Source organism: Amycolatopsis vancoresmycina, assembly GCF_000716785.1.
GTDB lineage: Bacteria > Actinomycetota > Actinomycetes > Mycobacteriales > Pseudonocardiaceae > Amycolatopsis > Amycolatopsis vancoresmycina.
Map to the genome: position 1 here is coordinate 46,817 of NZ_JNYY01000018.1, position 17,533 is coordinate 64,349.

The 17,533-nt window shown below is 71.6% G+C and carries 19 protein-coding genes; 7 read left to right on the forward strand and 12 right to left on the reverse strand.

Annotation, left to right across the window (positions count from 1 at the left end; genetic code table 11):
- Positions 1 to 15 precede the first annotated feature (15 nt).
- On the forward strand, positions 16 to 720 hold the full coding sequence (locus tag OO60_RS34465) for a FadR/GntR family transcriptional regulator (protein WP_033262926.1): 705 nt from the start codon (positions 16 to 18) through the stop codon (positions 718 to 720).
- A 56-nt stretch (positions 721 to 776) separates the two neighbouring features.
- On the opposite strand, the gene OO60_RS34470 is transcribed toward OO60_RS34465, so the two are convergent.
- Genes OO60_RS34470 through OO60_RS34480 form a run of 3 tightly spaced genes read right to left on the reverse strand, consistent with a single transcriptional unit; the run spans position 777 to position 2,614 of the window.
- The gene (locus OO60_RS34470; protein WP_003096007.1) at positions 777 to 1,367 is read right to left on the reverse strand and encodes a TetR/AcrR family transcriptional regulator; all 591 of its coding nucleotides are present in this window, start codon (positions 1,365 to 1,367) and stop codon (positions 777 to 779) included.
- A gap of 34 nt (positions 1,368 to 1,401) precedes the next feature.
- Entirely contained in the window at positions 1,402 to 2,112 is a 711-nt protein-coding gene (locus OO60_RS34475) for a hypothetical protein (protein ID WP_003096010.1), read from the reverse strand.
- Positions 2,105 to 2,614, reverse strand: coding sequence for a SigE family RNA polymerase sigma factor (locus OO60_RS34480; RefSeq protein WP_003096014.1), 510 nt, complete (start codon positions 2,612 to 2,614; stop codon positions 2,105 to 2,107). Before OO60_RS34480 ends, OO60_RS34475 begins: the two co-directional genes overlap by 8 nt.
- 136 nt (positions 2,615 to 2,750) lie before the next feature.
- Here OO60_RS34480 and OO60_RS34485 point away from each other — a divergent pair, with 136 nt between their 5' ends.
- The 3 genes from OO60_RS34485 to OO60_RS34495 all read left to right on the forward strand — a co-directional run bounded on the left by OO60_RS34485 (position 2,751) and on the right by OO60_RS34495 (position 5,274).
- Positions 2,751 to 3,776 (forward strand): threonine aldolase family protein, encoded by a 1,026-nt coding sequence (locus OO60_RS34485; protein WP_003096018.1) that lies wholly within the window; start codon positions 2,751 to 2,753, stop codon positions 3,774 to 3,776.
- Between the two features lie 14 nt (positions 3,777 to 3,790).
- Positions 3,791 to 4,369, forward strand: coding sequence for an HAD family hydrolase (locus OO60_RS34490; RefSeq protein ID WP_003096021.1), 579 nt, complete (start codon positions 3,791 to 3,793; stop codon positions 4,367 to 4,369).
- Positions 4,370 to 4,458: 89 nt separating this feature from the next.
- A complete protein-coding gene (locus OO60_RS34495; protein WP_033262927.1) occupies positions 4,459 to 5,274 on the forward strand; it encodes an SAM-dependent methyltransferase in 816 nt (271 codons plus the stop codon).
- Here the strand turns inward: OO60_RS34495 and OO60_RS34500 are convergent.
- The 9 genes from OO60_RS34500 to purD form a co-directional block, all read right to left on the reverse strand.
- The gene (locus OO60_RS34500; protein WP_003096028.1) at positions 5,271 to 5,462 is read right to left on the reverse strand and encodes a hypothetical protein; all 192 of its coding nucleotides are present in this window, start codon (positions 5,460 to 5,462) and stop codon (positions 5,271 to 5,273) included. The genes OO60_RS34495 and OO60_RS34500 overlap by 4 nt on opposite strands.
- Positions 5,463 to 5,563: 101 nt before the next feature.
- Positions 5,564 to 6,742 carry a pyridoxal phosphate-dependent aminotransferase gene (locus OO60_RS34505; RefSeq protein ID WP_003096029.1) on the reverse strand — a complete coding sequence of 393 codons (1,179 nt, stop codon included), beginning with the start codon at positions 6,740 to 6,742 and terminating at the stop codon, positions 5,564 to 5,566.
- A gap of 9 nt (positions 6,743 to 6,751) precedes the next feature.
- Positions 6,752 to 7,885 (reverse strand): transglycosylase SLT domain-containing protein, encoded by a 1,134-nt coding sequence (locus OO60_RS34510; RefSeq protein ID WP_003096032.1) that lies wholly within the window; start codon positions 7,883 to 7,885, stop codon positions 6,752 to 6,754.
- A 15-nt stretch (positions 7,886 to 7,900) separates the two neighbouring features.
- Complete coding sequence (locus tag OO60_RS34515; RefSeq protein WP_003096034.1) at positions 7,901 to 8,212, reverse strand: hypothetical protein; 312 nt, start codon at positions 8,210 to 8,212, stop codon at positions 7,901 to 7,903.
- A 134-nt stretch (positions 8,213 to 8,346) separates the two neighbouring features.
- The gene (locus OO60_RS34520) at positions 8,347 to 9,105 is read right to left on the reverse strand and encodes an ESX secretion-associated protein EspG (protein WP_003096037.1); all 759 of its coding nucleotides are present in this window, start codon (positions 9,103 to 9,105) and stop codon (positions 8,347 to 8,349) included.
- 2 nt (positions 9,106 to 9,107) lie between these two features.
- Complete coding sequence (locus tag OO60_RS34525; RefSeq protein WP_033262928.1) at positions 9,108 to 10,694, reverse strand: hypothetical protein; 1,587 nt, start codon at positions 10,692 to 10,694, stop codon at positions 9,108 to 9,110.
- A 9-nt stretch (positions 10,695 to 10,703) separates the two neighbouring features.
- Positions 10,704 to 11,306: a DUF3558 domain-containing protein gene (locus tag OO60_RS34530; RefSeq protein WP_209441418.1), complete on the reverse strand. Its 603-nt coding sequence runs from the start codon at positions 11,304 to 11,306 to the stop codon at positions 10,704 to 10,706.
- Positions 11,296 to 11,676 (reverse strand): hypothetical protein, encoded by a 381-nt coding sequence (locus OO60_RS34535; protein WP_063749446.1) that lies wholly within the window; start codon positions 11,674 to 11,676, stop codon positions 11,296 to 11,298. Before OO60_RS34535 ends, OO60_RS34530 begins: the two co-directional genes overlap by 11 nt.
- 125 nt (positions 11,677 to 11,801) lie before the next feature.
- Positions 11,802 to 13,076: a phosphoribosylamine--glycine ligase gene (gene purD, locus OO60_RS34540; RefSeq protein ID WP_033262930.1), complete on the reverse strand. Its 1,275-nt coding sequence runs from the start codon at positions 13,074 to 13,076 to the stop codon at positions 11,802 to 11,804.
- 726 nt (positions 13,077 to 13,802) lie between these two features.
- Between purD and OO60_RS34545 the strand changes: the two genes are divergently transcribed.
- The 3 genes from OO60_RS34545 (at position 13,803) to OO60_RS34555 (ending at position 17,515) form a co-directional block, all read left to right on the forward strand.
- The gene (locus OO60_RS34545; protein WP_033262931.1) at positions 13,803 to 14,939 is read left to right on the forward strand and encodes a glycerophosphodiester phosphodiesterase; all 1,137 of its coding nucleotides are present in this window, start codon (positions 13,803 to 13,805) and stop codon (positions 14,937 to 14,939) included.
- Positions 14,940 to 14,979: 40 nt separating this feature from the next.
- Positions 14,980 to 15,903, forward strand: a complete 924-nt coding sequence (locus tag OO60_RS34550; RefSeq protein WP_033262932.1) for a serine hydrolase domain-containing protein — start codon at positions 14,980 to 14,982, stop codon at positions 15,901 to 15,903.
- Between the two features lie 70 nt (positions 15,904 to 15,973).
- On the forward strand, positions 15,974 to 17,515 hold the full coding sequence (locus OO60_RS34555) for an amino acid permease (RefSeq protein ID WP_033262933.1): 1,542 nt from the start codon (positions 15,974 to 15,976) through the stop codon (positions 17,513 to 17,515).
- The last annotated feature ends 18 nt before the right edge of the window (positions 17,516 to 17,533 follow it).

Here is a 17,533-nt window from a genome sequence, read left to right on the forward strand (position 1 = left end):
CTGGGAGGCCCTCCATTGAGCGAACACCGGCCACGCGGGTTGCACGGTCAGACCGTCGAGACCCTGGCCAGCCGGATCCTCTCCGACGAGTGGGGTGAAGGCACCGTCCTCGACCTGCCCGCCCTCCGCGAAGAGCTCGACATCAGCCTGACCGCGCTGCGGGAGGCGCTGAAGGTGCTGGCCGCCAAGGGCATGATCGACGCGCGGCAGAAGCGGGGCACCTTCGTCCAGCCGCGCGAGAAGTGGAACATGCTCGACGCCGACGTCATGCGGTGGCAGACCGCGGCCGCCGACGACCCGGCCCTGCTCGACGAGCTCACCGAGGTGCGGGCGGTCGTGGAGCCCGCCGCGGCCCGGATCGCCGCCGGGCGCGCGTCGGAGGAGGACCTCGAAGGGCTGCGGGCGGCGCTGGCCGACATGGCCGCCGCCGTCGACGACCCGGAGGCGAGCGTCCAGGCCGACCTCGCCTTCCACCGGCGGCTGATGGCCGCCACCCACAACAACTTCCTGATGCGGATGGAACGGGTCATCGCGATCGGGCTGGCCGAGCGGGACAAGCTGGTGCACGGCGCGGCGACGGCGGAGGACCCGGTGCCGAGCCACCGGAAGGTGGTCGACGCCATCGCCGCGGGCGACCCGGCCGCGGCCGAGCAGGCAATGCTCGCCCTGGTCACAAAGGCCCGCGACGACCTGGAAAAGGCCCAGCGCACCCGCTCGTGAGTGGTAAGGCGAGTTCTAACTCGCCTTACCACTCACGACGGGCTGCGGCAGGGGGCTCAGGCGAGGGCGGCTTGGAGCATGCGGGCCGCTGCCGCGCGGGGCTCCGGGTCGACCGCGATCAAGGCGTTGACCACCGCGCCGTCGACCAGGGCGACCAGCCGTTCCAGCTCGGTTTCGGAGACCGGGGTGCCCGAGCGGGCGAAGATCTCCGTCAGCAGCTCGTTGAGCTGGGCGGACAGCGTCCGCATCAGCGGCCGCAGGTAGGGGCGGCGGCCGGTCGCGACCAGCCGCTCGTACCGCAGCAGGACCGCCTCGGCGTCGGCCGCCTGGTCACCGCTCTCCGGGCCGAGCAGCATGTCCAGCACCAGCTCGACGGTCGCCTGCACGCCGCGGTTGCGGGTCGCGAGCTCCTCCAGCCGGCGGCGGCCGGTGGCCAGCTCGGCGTTCGAATGGTGCTCGACGGCCGCCGTGACCAGGTCTTCCAGCGAGTCGAAGTAGTACGTCGTCGACGCCAGGGGCAGGCCGGCCCGCTCGGCGACCGCCCGGTGCCGCACGGCGTCGAACCCGCCTTCGACGAGCAGCTTCGCGGCGGCCTCGACGAGCGCGGCGCGCCGTCGTTCCCCCTTGGGGGTGGTCGCAGCGGTCATGGCGGGTCATTCTGCCAACCGGGCGGAGCCGGGCTCAGAACTGGGGCGCGAGATCGTGCGCCAACCGGTCCACCTGGCTCGCGTACGGCGCCGACGCACCCGCGGAAGGCACGCTGACCAGCACCAGCACCCCGCCGGACGCGGTGCCCACCTGGGCCGTCACCGTGCCGGCGGGCTGGGACTTGTAGGCCACCGGGATGCCCTTCGGGTACACCGCCGCGGCGATTTCGCCGCCCGGAACCGGGAACCCGGCGGACCGCGTCACCGTCGAACAGGCGCCGCCCGGGACGGCCTGGGTGGCGACGACGTGGCCGGGGAGCTCGCCAGCGAGGGCAGTGGCGAGCTCCCCGTCCACCTGTTCGCACCCGGAGGCGCCTTCGGCCAGCTGGCCGGTCTTCCCCTCCCCGGGACCCCCCTGCTGGGGTACCTGGGACGAGAAGTTCGGTGACTCCCCCTCGATCTGAGGACGCATCGGCCCGTCTCCCGGTTGCCCGGAGGCGGCGTCCGACTGCCCGGCGTTGTCCTTGGCGGCGGTCAGCGAGCCGGGGTTACCCCCGGAGGTCACGCCGTATACCCCGAACCCGGCGACGATCAGCACGACGGCGCCCAGCCCGGCGGTGAGCCGGTTCCGGCGGCGCACGGTCTGCCGCCGGGATTCGCGGACGACGTCGTCGCGGGTGAACGCCGGCGGCGGCGCGTCCGGCGGCGCGGCGGAGAACAACGAGCGCAGCTCCTGCTCATCCATTGGTCTCCACCTCCCGTTCGAGGACCTGCCTCAGGTTCGCCAGCCCGCGCGCGGTCTGGCTCTTCACGTTGCCTTCGCTGCAGCCCAGCGCCTGCGCCGCGCTGGTCACGTCGAGTCCTTCGAAGAACCGCATGACCAGCACCGCCCGCTGCTTGGGCGGCACTTCCTTCAACGCCGCGAGCAGGTCCTCCCTGGTCGCGACGAGGTCGTCCAGACCCGGCGTGTCGTCGGCGGGTTCCGGCAGCGTTTCGGTCTGCCACTCGCGCCGCCACGGCCGCCGCGATTCGTCGATCGACGCGCGGACGAGCGTCGTGCGCACGTACGCGTCGGTCGCCGCGCGATCCCTGATCTTCTTCCACCTCCGGTGCAGTGCCACGAACGCCGTCTGCGCGAGGTCGTCCGCCTTGTGCCAGTCACCGCAGAGCATGTACGCGGTCCGGCGCACGGCGTCCCGCCTGGCGGCGAAGTACTCCGCGAACTCCTGCTCGTCGCGCTGGTCCACGCGCAGTCGTGCTCCGCTCTGTGGTCGTCCGGCCGGTAAGACGGAATCAGGGGCGTCCACGGTTGCACGGATCGCGGGAGTCCCACCACTCCGGGGCTCGTTGATCCCCAGGAGGCAGGTGTGATGTGATCGCCTTGTGACCTTCACGCTGCCGCCGCTGGACTTCCGCTCCGACACCGTCACCCGGCCGGACGAAACGATGCGAGCGGCGATGGCCTCCGCCGAGGTCGCCGACAACGTCCTGGAACACGACCCGACGATCGCCGCGCTGGAGGAGCGGGCCGCACACGTCCTGGGCATGCCGGCCGCGCTCTGGGTGCCGAGCGGGACGATGGCCAACGTGATCGCGCTCAGCCTGCACCTGCAGCGCGGCGACCGGTTCCTGGCCACCCGGGGCGCGCACGTGCTGACCAACGAGCTGGGCTCGGCCGCGTGGCTGGCGGGCGGCATGCCGGACGTCCTCGAGCACGACGGCGGCCCGGGCCGCCCATCGCCCGACGCCCTCGCGGCCGCGATCGGACAACCCGGGCCGTACTTCACATTACGGACAACACTGCTCTGCCTCGAGAACACCCACAACGCAGCCGGCGGGGCGGTGACCCCGCCGGACGAGCACGCCCAGCTGCTGTCCGTCGCCAAAGAAGCGGGCCTGACCGTGCACCTCGACGGCGCCCGGCTGTGGCAGGCCGCGGTCGCGCTCGAGGTGCCGCCGGCCGCGCTGACCGTCGGCGTCGACACCGTGTCGGCCTGCTTCAGCAAAGGCCTCGGCGCGCCGGTCGGCTCGGTCGTCGCCGGGAGCAGGACCTTCGTCGAACGCGCCCGCCGGATGCGCCAGATGCTCGGCGGCGGCGTCCGGCAGGGCGGCGTGCTGGCCGCGGCCTGCCTGATCGCGCTCGACCGCGTCCCGGAGCTGGCCGAGTCGCACGAGAACGCCCGGCGGCTCGCCGAGGGCCTGCGCGAGCACGGCTGGCCGGCGAACGAACCCGACACCAACATCGTGCTCGCCGAGGTGCCCGACATCCCGACCGCGCTGGCCTGGCTCGACTCGCTCGGCGTCCGCGCGGTGCCGATGGCGGGCAAGGTCCGGTTCGTCACCCACCGGGACCTGAGCGCGGCCGACGTCGAAGAAGCCCTGCGCCGCATCAAGACCGGCGCCCGATAACCGCGGGGGACCTCGTGAACTGGATCGTGTTCGACTACGGCGACGTGCTCAGCAAGCCGAGCGCGGCGCTGCCGGACCTGGCCGCGGCGATGCGGGCACCGCTGCCGGAGTTCCTGAAGGCGTACTGGGAGTACCGGATCCCGTACGACGCCGGCAGCGCGCCGCTGGAGTACTGGCAGGCCATCGGCGACGCGGTGGGCGTGCCGGTCGACGAGCCGCTGTCGGCCGAGCTGACCCGCATCGACGTCGAAGGCTGGGGTCAGCTGGAGCCGGCTTCGATGGCGCTGCTCGAAGGGCTCGCCGAAGCCGGCGCGAACCTGGCGCTGCTGTCCAACGCGCCGATCGCGTTCGGCGAATGGGTCCGCGCGCAGGACTGGGCGCGGCACTTCCGCGTGACCCTGTTCTCGGGTGACGTCCGGTGCGTCAAGCCGGACGCCAAGATCTTCCGCCTGCTGCTCGAGGAGCTCGGCGCCGAACCGGCCGACTGCCTGTTCTTCGACGACCGCGAGTCCAATGTGGAGGGAGCACGGGCGGTCGGGCTCCGCGCCCACGTCTGGAACGGCGCCGACGCGGCCCGCGCCTGGCTGGACTGAGCGGCTCACCCGCACCGCACGGCCGCCTACCCGCCGTGATCCCGATGACCTAGGCTGGGGCACCCGACTTCCCCACGGTAAAGGTGCCCATGGCGGAGAGCGAACGACCGTCGGCGCGCGTCGACTTCGAGCGGCCGAGCATCGCCCGCGTCTCCGACGCGCTGCTGGGCGGGCAGGACCACTACGAGGCCGACCGCGCGGTGTTGCGGCAGATCCTGGCCATCGCCCCGGAAGCCCCGGCGATGGCGCGGGAGGAGCGGCAGTGGCTGGTCCGGGCGGTCCGCTACCTGACCGAGCGGCTGGCCGTCGACCAGTTCCTCGACCTCGGCTCCGGCTTCCCGACGGCGGAGAACACCCACCAGGTGGCGCAGAAGTACAACCCGGAAGCCCACGTCGTCTACGTCGGCGACGACCCGGTGGTGGAAGCGCACGGGCGGGCGCTGCTCGTCGACAACGACTTCACGCACATCTGCGGCACCGACCCGCTGAACCCCGGCGAGACGCTCGCCGGGGTCACGCGGTTCATCGACTTCGACCGGCCGGCCGGGCTCGTGCTGTCCGGGGTCGTCGACCACATCGCCGACCTCCAGCAGGCGCAGCAGGTGGTCAAGTCCTACGTCGGCGCACTGGCACCGGGTTCGTACCTGCTCCTGCTGCACCGCCACAACCCCGCCGACGGCTCCCCCGCGGCGGCCGTCGCGGCGTCCCTGCAGGACCGGTTCGGCCGCAGCGGGCTCGACACGCAGTACCGGGCGCGGGCCGAGATCGCATCCTTCTTCGACGGCCTCGACCTGCTGGAACCCGGGCTGACCGCACCGCACCTGTGGTGGCCGGACGGGCCGCGCCTGGCGCCGCTGACGCCGGTCAACTGGACGGCACTGGGCGGCGTGGCGCGAATTTCCTAATAACGGTTGATGCGCCGCGGGTCCTTCTTGCCGCCGGTGATCGCCTTGTAGCCGGCGGCGCCCAGGAAGGCGATGCCGCCGATGATGGCGATCCACAGGACGGCCTTGAACACGAAGCCGATCACGGCGCCCAGCACCATGAACGCCACCCAGGCGACGATCAGGCCGCCGACGATCTTCCAGAACATGGCTCCTCCGACTCTTCCCCGTGGCCCCACCGGCCCGATGACTCAACAGTGCCATCTCCGGCGGGGAAACTCCCCTCGGACGGCCAACGTTCGGGGTTAAATCAGGGTTCCCCCTGGCCGAGCCAGGCACCGAGGCGGCGGACCCCCTCGTCGATGTCCGCGGCGCTGCCGGCGAAGGAGAACCGGACGAACTTGCCGCCGTCGACCGGGTCGAAGTCGACGCCGGGGGTGATGGCGAGCCCGGTGTCGGCGAGCAGCCGTTGGCACCAGCTCAGGCTGTCGTGCGTGTACGCGCTGACGTCGGCGTACGCGTAGAAGGCGCCGTCCGCGGGGGCGAGCTCGCCGAGCCCGATGCGCTGCAGGCCGGCGAAGAGGCGATCGCGGTTTTCGCGGTACCGCTCGACGTGCGCGTCGGCTTCCGCGTACGACTCCGGCGTGAAGGCGGCGAGGGCCGCGTACTGCGAAACGGCGGGCGGGCAGATGGTGAAGTTGCCGGTCAGGACGTCGATGGCCCGGTGAAGGCGTTGCGGCGCGAGCATCCAGCCGAGCCGCCACCCGGTCATCGCGAAGTACTTCGAGAAGCTGCCGAGCACGATCGGCTCACGACCGTACTGCCACGCGCAGTCGAGCTCGGCGCCGTAGGAGATGCCGTGGTAGATCTCGTCGCTGATCAGCTGCACGCCGTGCGAGGAGCACCAGCCGGAGATGGCGGCGAGCTCCCCGGGCGGCAGCACGGTCCCGGTGGGGTTGCTGGGGCTGGCGACGATGAGCCCGTCGATCGGCCCGAGCTCGTCCAGCAGCGCGACGGTCGGCTGGAAGTTCGTCTCCGCGGTGGTGGCGAACTCGACGACCTCGCAGCCGAGGACGGAGAGCAGGTTGCGGTAGGCGGGGTAGCCGGGCCGCGCCATGGCGACCTTGGCCCCGGGGTCGAAGGCGCTGAGGAAGGCGAGCAGGAAGCCACCCGAGGAACCGGTGGTCAGGACGACGTCGTGCGCCTGGACGTCGACGTCGTACCGCCGCCGGTAGTGCCCGGCGACGGCCTCGCGCAGCTCGGGGATGCCGAGCTGTTCGGTGTAGCCCAGGGTGCTTTCCCGCAGGGCGGTTTGCGCGGCCTCGAGCACGGCCTTCGGCGCGGGCGCGGAGGGCTGCCCGGCAGCGAGCGACACGAGATCGCCGTGACTGCGCTGCCGGGCCCCGGCCGCGGAGAGGACGTCCATGACGTGGAAGGGCGGCACACCGGCCCGCAGCGCGGGCCCGGCGAAGGCTCCGAGGTCGACCATGCGGCCAGGCTAGTAGCCGCGGTAGGCACCACCGTGGGCCATGGCCTTGATCCCGGGCACGTTGTCGAGGCTCCCGTACCGGTCGAAGGAGTACCGGACACCGGCGATGATGTTGTCGACGGGGTTGTAGATGTTGTCGTGGCCGGGGAGCTTGTGGGCGTTGAAGGTGGAGTCGATGCACTGCATGAGCCCCTTGGACGGGTGCCCGGCGGCGGCGTTCGAATCCCAGTTGTTTATCGCATTCGGATTTCCGCCGGATTCATGCTGAATGATCGCCCAGATCTTCGGGATATCCGCATCCGTCACCGGAATACCAGCGGCCTGGAGAGCCTTCATGGCTTCCTGGATCCATTGTTGCACATTCCCCGGAGGCGGCGAAGAAGGCGGCCCGCCACTCGGGCCGAGGCCACCACCGCCCCCGCCGCCACCGCCGCCACCCCCGCCACCGCCGTGGTGGGACGCGCCGTTGCTGTGGATGCCGCCGGTGCTCTGGGGTGGCGCGGCCGAGCTGCTCGGCAGGGGGACCTGGTCGTAGCCGCCCTCGATCTGCTGGGACATCAGCTTCTGCGAGGCCTTGATCGCCGTGTCCGCCTGGGTTTGCAGGCCGGTCACGTCGCCGTCGTAGCCGGCGGTGATGGTGTGGATGTCCGTCTTCGCCGTCGCCAGGATCTCCGCCGAGCTCGGGCTCGGACCCGGTTCGCCCTCGTGGTGGGCCGCTCTTTCCGCGGCCTGCGCGTTCTTGATGTCCGTTTCGGCCTTGGCGTTGCGCTCGTTGACCGCCTTCTCCGCGGCCAGCTGCTTGTCCTGGACCGTCTTCTTGATCTGCGCCAGGCTCGACTGCAGGTCGTCGAGGTCCTTGGCGACGTCCTCGAGGTGGGTCTGCACCTTGGTGCCGGCGTCGCGGACTTGGCGGACGTACTGGAAGAACTGGTCGGCCGCCGGGCCGGCCCACACGCTGCCGTTGAGCGCGTCAGTCGAATTCTTAAGGGACGCATTGTGGTCGCCGGCGTTCTTACCCGCTTCACGGAACTGCGTTGCCGCCGCCGAAATCTTTTCCAGGTCGACCTTTTCGACCTGGTCCACCTTCTTCATGAAGGCGTCCCAATTGTCCGGCGTTCCGGCGCCGCCCGGGTTCAAGCCCACTCTCGTGCCCCCTGCTTACTTGTCGACGTGCAGCTTCAGGTCGCTCGCCCCGACCTGGTCGGTTTCGGCGATCAGGCCGGCGGCCTTGCGCATGGCGTACCCCAGCGCCTCCATGTGCTTGCCCGCGGCGTCGAACTGGCTGTGCACGCCGTCCTTGAACTTGCCGACCGCGCCGTGCGCGTCGCCCGTTTCGTCCATCCCGCCGAAGGGGCTTTCCTTCTCGTGGTCCAGCCCGGTGACCTTGTGCTTGGACTTTTCGAACTCGTCCTTCAGCTTCTCCACCTGGCCGGCCGCGATGGCCATCGAGTCCGGGTCGTAGACAGGCACGGTTCGTCATCCCCTTCGCCAAACTTGTCTCCGCCCGATCAGACGTCGCCATGACCAGGACGGTTCCCGCGCTCACTCTATGACTTCGCCGGGAGCGCAGGCACGGATCTCCGCGAACTTCCACCCGGCGGGGCTCAGGCCTCCGCCATCAGCTCGCGGATCCGGGTGGCCAGCAGGGCGTTGTCGGCCGGGGTGACCGTCGCCCACTCGCGGGCGTCGCGGTCGCGGCCCACCTGGAACAGGTAGCGGCCCGCGTCCGTGTCGAAGAACGCCACCACCCGGCCCGCCCGGTGCACCACGCCGTCACGCGAAGTGCGTTCCGCGCCGAACTGGCCGCGGGCCTCCTGGCCCAGCAGCATCCCCGACAGCTCCTGGGCCTGGAACAACGGCACGCCGCGGTCCTCCAACGCCGTCACCAGCGCCTTCGCGTCGCCTTTCGCGGCCGCGTCGGCGGACTTCACGACGTCGTACGGGAGGCTGACCGTCTGGCCGATGCCCGGGCCGAGGTCGCCGGCCACCGAGACCGCCGCTTCCGGCAGGCCGTCCTCCGTCGCCGGGATCAGCCAGACCTCGCCGCTGTCCACCACCGCCAGCACCGCCTGGCTGCGCAGGCTGACCGCGCGGCCGCGGATTTCCCGTTCCGCCCACACCCACACGTCGATCCCGAAGCCCGGGCGCGCCAGCAGGTGCAGCATGTCGGCCAGTTCGCCGGACGGCCGTCCGTTGCGGGCCAGGCGCCGCTCGCTCAGCGACACCCACGCCGACTCCACCAGCTCACGCCGTTCGGTGCGGGTGGTCCCGGCGCTCGGCACGTCCAGCGCGACGTGCCGCCGGGGCAGCGCGAAGGACTCCCAGAGCACGTCGAACTCGAGGGCCGACAGCACGAGCGACACGGTCAGCGCACATCCCCGCCGTGGTCACCGATCACGTCGGGCGAAACCATCCGCTGGTCGGCGAACAGGTCCTGGTCGTCGACGCCGAAGCGGCGGACGTGCTCGGCGTCGTCCTCCTGCGGTGCCGCCTCCGACAGGTACTTCGCCTCGCCGGGCTGCTGCTTCGGGCTGATTTGCTCCGACTTCCGCAGCGCGACGGCCTCCTCCTCGGGCAGCTCGCCGACCGGCAACGGCCGCACCGGCCCCTTCGGCCCGGTCTTCTCCCGCCGCAGCCGCTCCTTGTCGCCGCTCAGCGCGCCGCCGGCCGCGCCCGCGCCGATCGCCGCCGCACCCGCGCCCAGCTCGCCGGGCGTCGCGCCGGGCTTGCCCGGCACCACGCGTTCGCCCGTGTACTGGCCGGGCGCGAGCGGCGCCTGCGGCATCGCGCCGACCGTGCGGCCCTTCGCCAGCAGCCCGTCCGGGCCACGCCCGGCCGAGCTGTCGATGCCGGTCGAGCCGCCGGGCGTGCCCCCGCCACCGCCGAGGGACTTGATCGGCGCCGTCGCCGGGGCCGACCCGGGCGGCAGCGCGCCGGGCGCGCCTGGCGTGCCCGGCGGGACGAACTGTTCGCCCTGGCCCGCGGTCAGCGGGCCGGGGGTGAAGCGGCCGGCGGGGTCGCCGGACTGGCCGCGGCCCGGGGCCTGGACCCAGCCGGGGCCGGGCGACACAGTCGGCGGCTTCACGCCCGACGGCGTCGTCGACGAACTCGGCGTCGTGTGCTGGACGGGCGCGGCGCCCGCCGAGCCGGTCTGCCGCGGCTGCTGCACCACCGGCCGGGACGGCTGCTGCTGCGCCGCGATGCCGTAGGCCGGGGTGGGCGGGTCGGCGTGCACGGTGTGGGACACCGGCTGCACCACCGGCGGGTCGACGTGCACCGACCGGACCTTGTCGGACGCCGGCTTCACGCCGCCGTCGGGCGTCACGCCGACCGCGGCGCCGGCGACGTCGAGCACCCCGGGCGTGACGCCGGGGACGGCCAGCTTCAGCGACTCCGGGTCGGACAGCGACTGCGTCGACAGCAGGTTCGTGCCGCTCTGCTGCGCGTATTCGTTCAACGCCTGCTGGGCCTGGGCCTTGGCGTCGTTCGCGGCCTCGACCTGCCGGGCGTGGTCGGTTTCGAAGCCGATCAGGCTCAGCAGCACGCCGTCGGTGAGGGTGTAGCCGCCCGCGCCCTTCCGGACCGTCTCGGCGTCCGGCAGCTTGTACTTGGTCCGGTTGAACGCCTCGCCCTGCTCGAACACCATTTCCGCGGCGTGCGCGACCTTCGTGGTGGCGTCCTGGGAGAAGCCGGCCTGCTCGGTGAGCACCTGGCTCGCCGCGCCACCGGCCTGGCTCTGCCATTCGACGCCGAGCTTCAGCAGCTGCGCGCGCAGCGTCTGGTCGGTGTGGGCGAGCGCGGTCGCGACGGCCTTCAGCGCGTCGACGGCGGTGCCGATGCTGCCGGTGCCGTCGCCGTTGACCATCCGCGTGATCTGCGTGGCGATCGCGGTGTTGGTCCAGCCGTCGAACCGGTGGTTCTGGATCCCGGCCGCGAGCTCGGAGAATTCCACGCGCCCTCCCTAGTTGCGTGCTTTCAGGGTCTGCAGCGCCACGTCGGCGGCGTGCGCCGACATCTCGCACAGCTGCGGCTGGGTGAACCCGCCGCGGGTGATGGGGAACGTCCGGATGGTCAGCGTCTTGCCCTTGGCGACGCCGACGAGGGTGGTGCAGTCGGCCGGATCGGTGGCCGCGCGGTAGCTCGTCAGCGCCGGGTAGCCGCCGACGGCCTTCGGTTCGGTGGTCAGGCTGTTCTTGCGCCGGGCCCCGGTGATCCACTGGTCGAGGTCCGCGGCGACCGCGCCGACCTCGTAGCCGTGGAAGGGTTCGGCCTTGTCGGCGTCGAACACGCAGACCGGGCCGTCCGCGCCGTCGGCCTGGCGGGGCACGCTGCTGATCTTCATGGCGTCGAGCTCGACCTGCGGGAACAGCTCGCACAGGTCGACACCCTGCAGCGGCAGGTCGGCCGGGCGCTGCGGCAGCTGGGCGGCCTTCGCGCTCTGCGACGCCGCCGTGGCGGCCGTCTCGACCGGGTACGGGGTGCCGTCGGTGCCCGCCGAGCAGCCGGCGAGCGCCGCCGTCGCGAGCACGCCACCGGTGAAGCGCAGCGCGTGGTTACGCACCATGCCTGCCGCGGTCACCGAACACCGCCGCCTTCTCCTCTTCGCCGACCTTGTAGTCCTTCGCCGCTTCGCGCAGCTGCGAGACCAGGCGCTTGAGGCCCGCGACGTACTCGCGGACCTGGCCGGCGTAGGAGCGGTCGCCGTCGGCGATGAGGGAGTTCCACGCCTCGATCGACTGGGTGCTGATCACGTCCGCCGACGGCGCGTCGATCCGCAGCTGGTCCAGGCGGGTGATGAGCTGGTCTTCGAGGGCGTTGGCCTGCTCTTCGACGATCCGGGCGACGTCGAGCAGCTTGTCCGGGTGGACCAGGACGTCCGCGGCCGCCGGCGCCACGGGGACGGCCGAGCTGAGGTCGTACGAGGGTCCTGACATGCGCTCCCCTGACGTCATACGGACAGTGACCGGCCGGTTCCCGTCGAGGCTACCAATCCGCGTGCGGCGGCAGCCCTGAGTTTGGACGAAGAGCGGGCCCGGCCGGTTCCCCCGATCCGTTGAAATCAGGCGCGCTGCTTCGCCGTCGGGGCGCCGACCTCGCCGTTCGCGGCCTTCAGGGCGATGTCGGTGCGGTGGTGCGAGCCGGCGAGGTGGACCTTTTCGACGGTTTCGTACGCGTGCTTGCGCGCGGACTTCAGCGTCTTGCCGGTGCCGACCACCGACAGCACGCGGCCGCCGGAGGAGACGACGGCGCCGTCGTCGCGGCGACGCGTGCCGGCGTGCAGCACGCCCTCGAGTTCGGCACCGGTGATGACATCGCCGGTGCGCGGCTTGCCGGGGTAGCCGTCGGCGGCGATCACGACGGTGACCGCCGCGCCGCCGGACCACTCCAGCGGCGGGTGCTCGGCGAGCTTGCCGGTGGCGGTGGCGTGCATGAGCCCGGCGATCGGGGTGCGCAGCAGCGCCAGCACGACCTGCGTTTCGGGGTCGCCGAAGCGGCAGTTGAACTCGATGACCTGGGGGCCGTCGGAGGTCAGCGCGAGCCCGGCGTAGAGCAGGCCGGAGAAGGAGGCGCCGCGGTTCACCAGCTCGTCGGCGACCGGCTGGACGACCCGTTCGACGAGCTCGTCGACCAGGTTCTCGGGCGCCCACGGCAGCGGCGCGTACGCACCCATGCCACCGGTGTTCGGACCCGCGTCGCCGTCGCCGACGCGCTTGAAGTCCTGCGCGGGCAGCAGCGGCACGACGGTGTTGCCGTCGACGAAGCAGAAGAGCGACGCCTCCGGACCGTCCAAATAGGACTCCAGAAGCACGGGGTGCCCCCCGTCGAGCAGCATGATGGCGTGCTTGCGCGCAACGTCGTAGTCGGTGGTGACGACAACGCCCTTGCCGGCGGCGAGCCCGTCGTCCTTGACCACCCAGGTCGGCCCGAAGCGCGCGAGCGCGGCATCGAGCCGGGCGGGGTTGTCGACGACCTCGCACCGAGCGGTCGGCACGTTCGCGGCGGCCATGACGTCCTTCGCGAAGGCCTTGGAGCCCTCGATCCGAGCGGCGGCGGCCGACGGACCGAAGCAGGCAATCCCGGCCTTCCGGACAGCATCGGCAACCCCGGCGACGAGCGGCACCTCAGGCCCGACGACGACAAGGTCGGCCTGCCAGCTCTTGGCGAGCCCGGCAACGGCCTCGGGATCAGCGGCATCAACCCCGAGCTGTTCGGCGACGGCGGCGGTCCCGGCGTTACCGGGAGCGCAGGCCAGAGCGGTGACGGCGGGATCACCGGAGGCCGCGAGGACGAGGGCGTGCTCACGGGCGCCGGAGCCGATTACCAGTACGCGCACGCCGCACAGCGTATCCGGCCGGGTTTGCGGGGGACATTGCGCCGTCCTCGGGGGTGGCTTGGGTCGGGGGTGGGCGATGGGGCTGGGCGCGCGGGGTGGTGGCCGCCGGGGTGACTTGGCCGGGTGGCTTGGTGCGGCGAGTTTGGCCAGCGGGCCAGGCGGCTTCGCCCGGCGGGCCGGGCGGCTTGGCCCGGCGGCCCGGGTGCGCAGCGCGCCGACCGCCGCTGCCTGGTCGGCTCGCCGCCTGCCGGGCTTGTCCACAGGTAGCCAAGCCAAGCCCCCCGCCCCGCCGCGCCGGGCGACCTGGCCGGGCGGCTTTGTCTGGCGGGCCGGGCGACCTGGCCGGGCGGCTTGGCCCGGCGGCCGGGTCCGCAGCGCGCCGACCGCCGCTGCCTGGTCGGCTCGCCCCCGCCTTGTCCACAGGTCTCCGCCGATGGGGACAACCTCGGCTTGCGGGTCGGCGATCCGCAAGTTCTGTCGGCCCCCGCCGATACGCTGGAAGCGGGGGCAGCCCCCAGGGAGGGCGGGCCGTCCCCGGGGCCGATGGGTGAGCCGCGCCGCTCACAGCCGTCCCCGCCCCGCCGTGCCGCAGGCCACATCCTCGCGAACAGGAGTCCACGCGCCGTTTACCGCGTCGACCGGCCAGGTACGTACTTCGGACGCTTGCGACACCGAGGGTGGCGCGGGTACATCCAGGGCACACCCTGTGTGAAAAGAGGTCACCAGATGAAGCGCAAACGTGTCGGTCTGCTCGCGCTGGCCGGGTTGGCGTTGCTGAGCGTCACCGGCGTTGCCGCGGGGGCGGCGACCGCCGCCGAAAGTGGGTCCGGCGATGCGGTCGCGCGGGGGCGGGGCCACGATGACCCCGTGATCATCGGACACCGCGGCGCGCCCGGGTACCGGCCGGAGCACACCCTCGCCTCCTACGAGCTCGCCTTCCGGATGGGGGCCGACTGGGTCGACGTCGACCTCGTGCCCACCAAGGACGGGCAGCTCGTCGCCCGGCACGAACCCGAGATCGGCGGCACCACCGATGTCGCCAAGCACCCGGAGTTCGCCGGCCGGAAAAAGACCGTCGTGCTCGATGGGGTTACCACCACCGGGTGGTTCACCCAGGATTTCACCCTCGCCGAGCTGAAGACGCTGCGCGCGGTCGAGCGGATCCCGCAGAACCGGCCGCACAACACGCTGTACAACGGGCGCTACCAGATCGCCTCCTACCAGGAGGTCCTCGACCTGACCCGGCGCCTCGGCCGCGAGCTGCACCGGACGCTGGGCACCTACCCCGAGGTCAAGCACTCGACGTTCTTCCAGTCGATCGGCAACCCGACCGAGCCGAAGCTGGTGTCGATCCTCAAGCGCAACGGCCTCGACCGGCCGGACGCGCCCGCGATCATCCAGTCGTTCGAGGTGTCGAACCTGATCGCGCTGCACAAGCAGCTCCGGACGCCGCTGCTGCAGCTCACCTCGGCCTCCGGTGCCCCGGCGGACTTCGTCGCGAACGGCGACAAGCGGACGTACGCCGACCTCGTCACGCCGCAGGGGCTGCGCGAAGTCGCGAAGTACGCGAAGTACCTCGGGCCGGACAAGGCGCAGGTCATCCCGCGGGACAAGAGCGACAACCTGGGCACGCCGACCGCGCTCGTCGCGGACGCCCACCAGGCCGGCCTGAAGGTGCAGCCGTACACCTTCCGGAACGAGAACCCGTTCCTGCCCGCGAACCTGCGCTCGTCGGCCGCGCCGGACGCCTTCGGTGACGTCTTCACCGAAGAAGCCGCCTTCCTCAAGGCCGGTGTCGACGGCTTCTTCGCCGACCAGCCGGACACCGCCCTCGAATCGCTGCACGCCTTCCTGGGCCGGTAAACGCTTTGCCGGGAAGGGCGCTTCCGGGGACGCTGAGTCCGTGGAAGCGCCCTTTTCCGGTGTCGTGCTGGTCACCCGCGGCGACGAGACGCTGCTCGCCGAGGCGTCCGGGTACGCGCACATCGCCCACGGCGTCGAGAACACGATCGGCACGCGGTTCGCGATCGCCAGCGGTACCAAGGGGTTCACCGCGCTGGTCGTCGTGGGCCTGGTCGCCGAGGGACGGCTGAGCCTCGAGACCACCGCCCGCGCAGTACTCGGCGACGACCTGCCGCTGATCGACGAGCGCGTCACCGTCGAGCACCTGCTGACGCACACCTCCGGCATCGGGGACTACTGCGACGACGACAACCCGCCCGAAACGGCGCCGCCGGGGCTCGTCACGTCGGCCGACTACCTCGCCGCCCTCGACGGATATCCGCAGAAGACGCCGCCCGGCAAGGAATTCCGCTACAACAACGGCGCCTTCGCCGTCCTCGGCCTGATCGCCGAACGGATCGCGGGCATACCTTTCACCGACCTCGTCCACGACCGCGTGTGCGCGCCGGCCGGGCTGACCGACACGGCGTTCCTCCGCTCGGACGCGCTGCCCGCCCGCACCGCCACCGGCTACCTGGAAGACGGCCGCAGCAACGTCTTCAGCCTCCCGGTCGTCGGCCACGGCGACGGCGGGATCTACAGCTCCGCGCCGGACTTCCGCCGGTTCTGGCCCGCCTTCCTGGCCGGCCGGATCGTGCCGCCCGAGTGGGTCACCCGGATGCTGCGCCCGCACGCGGCGGGTTACGGCCTCGGCTTCTGGCTGCCCCGGCCCGGCGTGGTCCGGCTGGCGGGCGGCGACCACGGCGTCGCGTTCCGGAGCACGCACGAGCCGGCGTCCGGGCTCACCGCGACCCTGATCTCGAACGACCACCGAGGTGGCGGGCCCCGGCTGCGGCAGCTGGACGAGTTCTTGACGAAGGCTTGACACCCTCCGGCACCGGGGCTACCTTCGGCGAATTCAATGGTCTGGCCGCATACCTTTCAAGAGGTGCCCGATGGATGTTTCCGACCAGCAGACCACTCCCGACCACGCCGACGACGACAGCGCCCGCCTGCACCAGCTGGGGTACGCGCAGGAACTGAAACGCACGATGTCGGCGTTCTCGAACTTCGCCGTCTCCTTCACGATCATCTCGATCCTCTCCGGCTGCCTGACGCTCTACGGCTTCGGCATGAAGACCGGCGGCCCGGCGGCGATGATCTGGGGCTGGCCCCTGGTCGGGCTGTTCGTGATCCTGGTCGGGCTCGGCATGGCCGAGGTCTGCTCCAGCTACCCGACCGCCGGCGGGCTGTACTACTGGGCCGCGAAGCTGGCGCCGAAGAACGGCCCCGCGTGGTCGTGGTTCACCGGCTGGTTCAACCTCATCGGGCAGATCGCGGTCACCGCGGGCATCGACTTCGGCGCGGCGCTGTTCCTCAACGCGTTCCTCGACCTGCAGTTCGGCTACGAGGCGACGCCGGGGCACACGATCCTGCTGCTCGCGATCATCCTCGTGGTGCACGGTCTGCTGAACACCTTCGGCGTCCGGATCGTGGCGATCCTCAACAACGTCAGCGTCTGGTGGCACCTCATCGGCGTGCTGGTGATCGTCGGCGTCCTGGTCTTCGTGCCGGCCAAGCACCAGGACGCCTCGTTCGTCTTCGGCAGTTTCGTCAACCAGACGGGCTGGGGCTCGACGTTCTACGTCTTCGCGCTGGGCCTTCTGGTGGCCCAGTACACGCTGACCGGCTACGACGCGTCGGCGCACATGACCGAGGAGACGAAGAGCGCGGCGACGGCCGGGCCGCGCGGCATCGTCATGTCGATCGTGGTCTCGCTCGTCGCGGGCTGGGTGCTGCTGATCGGCCTGACGTTCGCGATCCAGGACTACGACGGCGCGGTCGGTTCGGCCACCGGCGTCCCGCCCGCGCAGATCTTCATCGACGCCACCGGCGCGGTCACCGGCAAGTTCCTGCTGCTGATCTGCATCGGCGCCCAGCTGTTCTGCGGCATGGCGTCGGTGACGGCGAACTCGCGGATGATCTACGCCTTCGCCCGCGACGGCGCCATCCCGGGTTCCGGCTTCTGGCACAAGATCAACAAGCGGACGCAGACGCCGACCAACGCCGTCTGGCTCGCCGCGGGCGGCGCGCTGCTCCTGGCCCTGCCGTACCTGTGGAGCGCGACGGCGTACGCGGCGGTGACGTCGATCGCCGTGGTCGGGCTCTATGTGGCCTACGTGATCCCGGTGTTCCTGCGGGTCCGCCGCGGCGACTCGTTCGAACCGGGTCCGTGGACGCTCGGCCGGTGGGGCAAGCCGATCGGCATCGTCGCGACGGTGTGGGTGGCGCTGATCTTCGTGCTCTTCATGCTCCCGCAGGTCTCGCCGGTGAACGTGGATTCCTTCAACTACACGCCGATCGCGTTCCTCGTGGTGCTGGGCGGCGCGGCGTTGTGGTGGGCGGTCTCGGCCCGGAAGTGGTTCAAGGGGCCGAAGGTCCAGGGCTCCGAGGCGGAACTGGCTGCGGTGGAACAGGAACTGAAGGAACTGGGCTGAGTTGTCGTGAGTGGTAAG

Excerpts from the sequence above, each read along its gene's own strand:
- OO60_RS34530 (WP_209441418.1), bottom strand. The coding sequence starts at position 11,306 with ATGGTGCGTAACCACGCGCTGCGCTTCACCGGTGGCGTGCTCGCGACG.
- OO60_RS34470 (WP_003096007.1), bottom strand. The coding sequence starts at position 1,367 with ATGACCGCTGCGACCACCCCCAAGGGGGAACGACGGCGCGCCGCGCTC.
- OO60_RS34545 (WP_033262931.1), top strand. The coding sequence starts at position 13,803 with ATGAAGCGCAAACGTGTCGGTCTGCTCGCGCTGGCCGGGTTGGCGTTG.
- OO60_RS34495 (WP_033262927.1), top strand. The coding sequence starts at position 4,459 with ATGGCGGAGAGCGAACGACCGTCGGCGCGCGTCGACTTCGAGCGGCCG.
- OO60_RS34500 (WP_003096028.1), bottom strand. The coding sequence starts at position 5,462 with ATGTTCTGGAAGATCGTCGGCGGCCTGATCGTCGCCTGGGTGGCGTTC.
- OO60_RS34535 (WP_063749446.1), bottom strand. The coding sequence starts at position 11,676 with ATGTCAGGACCCTCGTACGACCTCAGCTCGGCCGTCCCCGTGGCGCCG.
- OO60_RS34505 (WP_003096029.1), bottom strand. The coding sequence starts at position 6,742 with ATGGTCGACCTCGGAGCCTTCGCCGGGCCCGCGCTGCGGGCCGGTGTG.
- OO60_RS34475 (WP_003096010.1), bottom strand. The coding sequence starts at position 2,112 with ATGGATGAGCAGGAGCTGCGCTCGTTGTTCTCCGCCGCGCCGCCGGAC.
- OO60_RS34555 (WP_033262933.1), top strand. The coding sequence starts at position 15,974 with ATGGATGTTTCCGACCAGCAGACCACTCCCGACCACGCCGACGACGAC.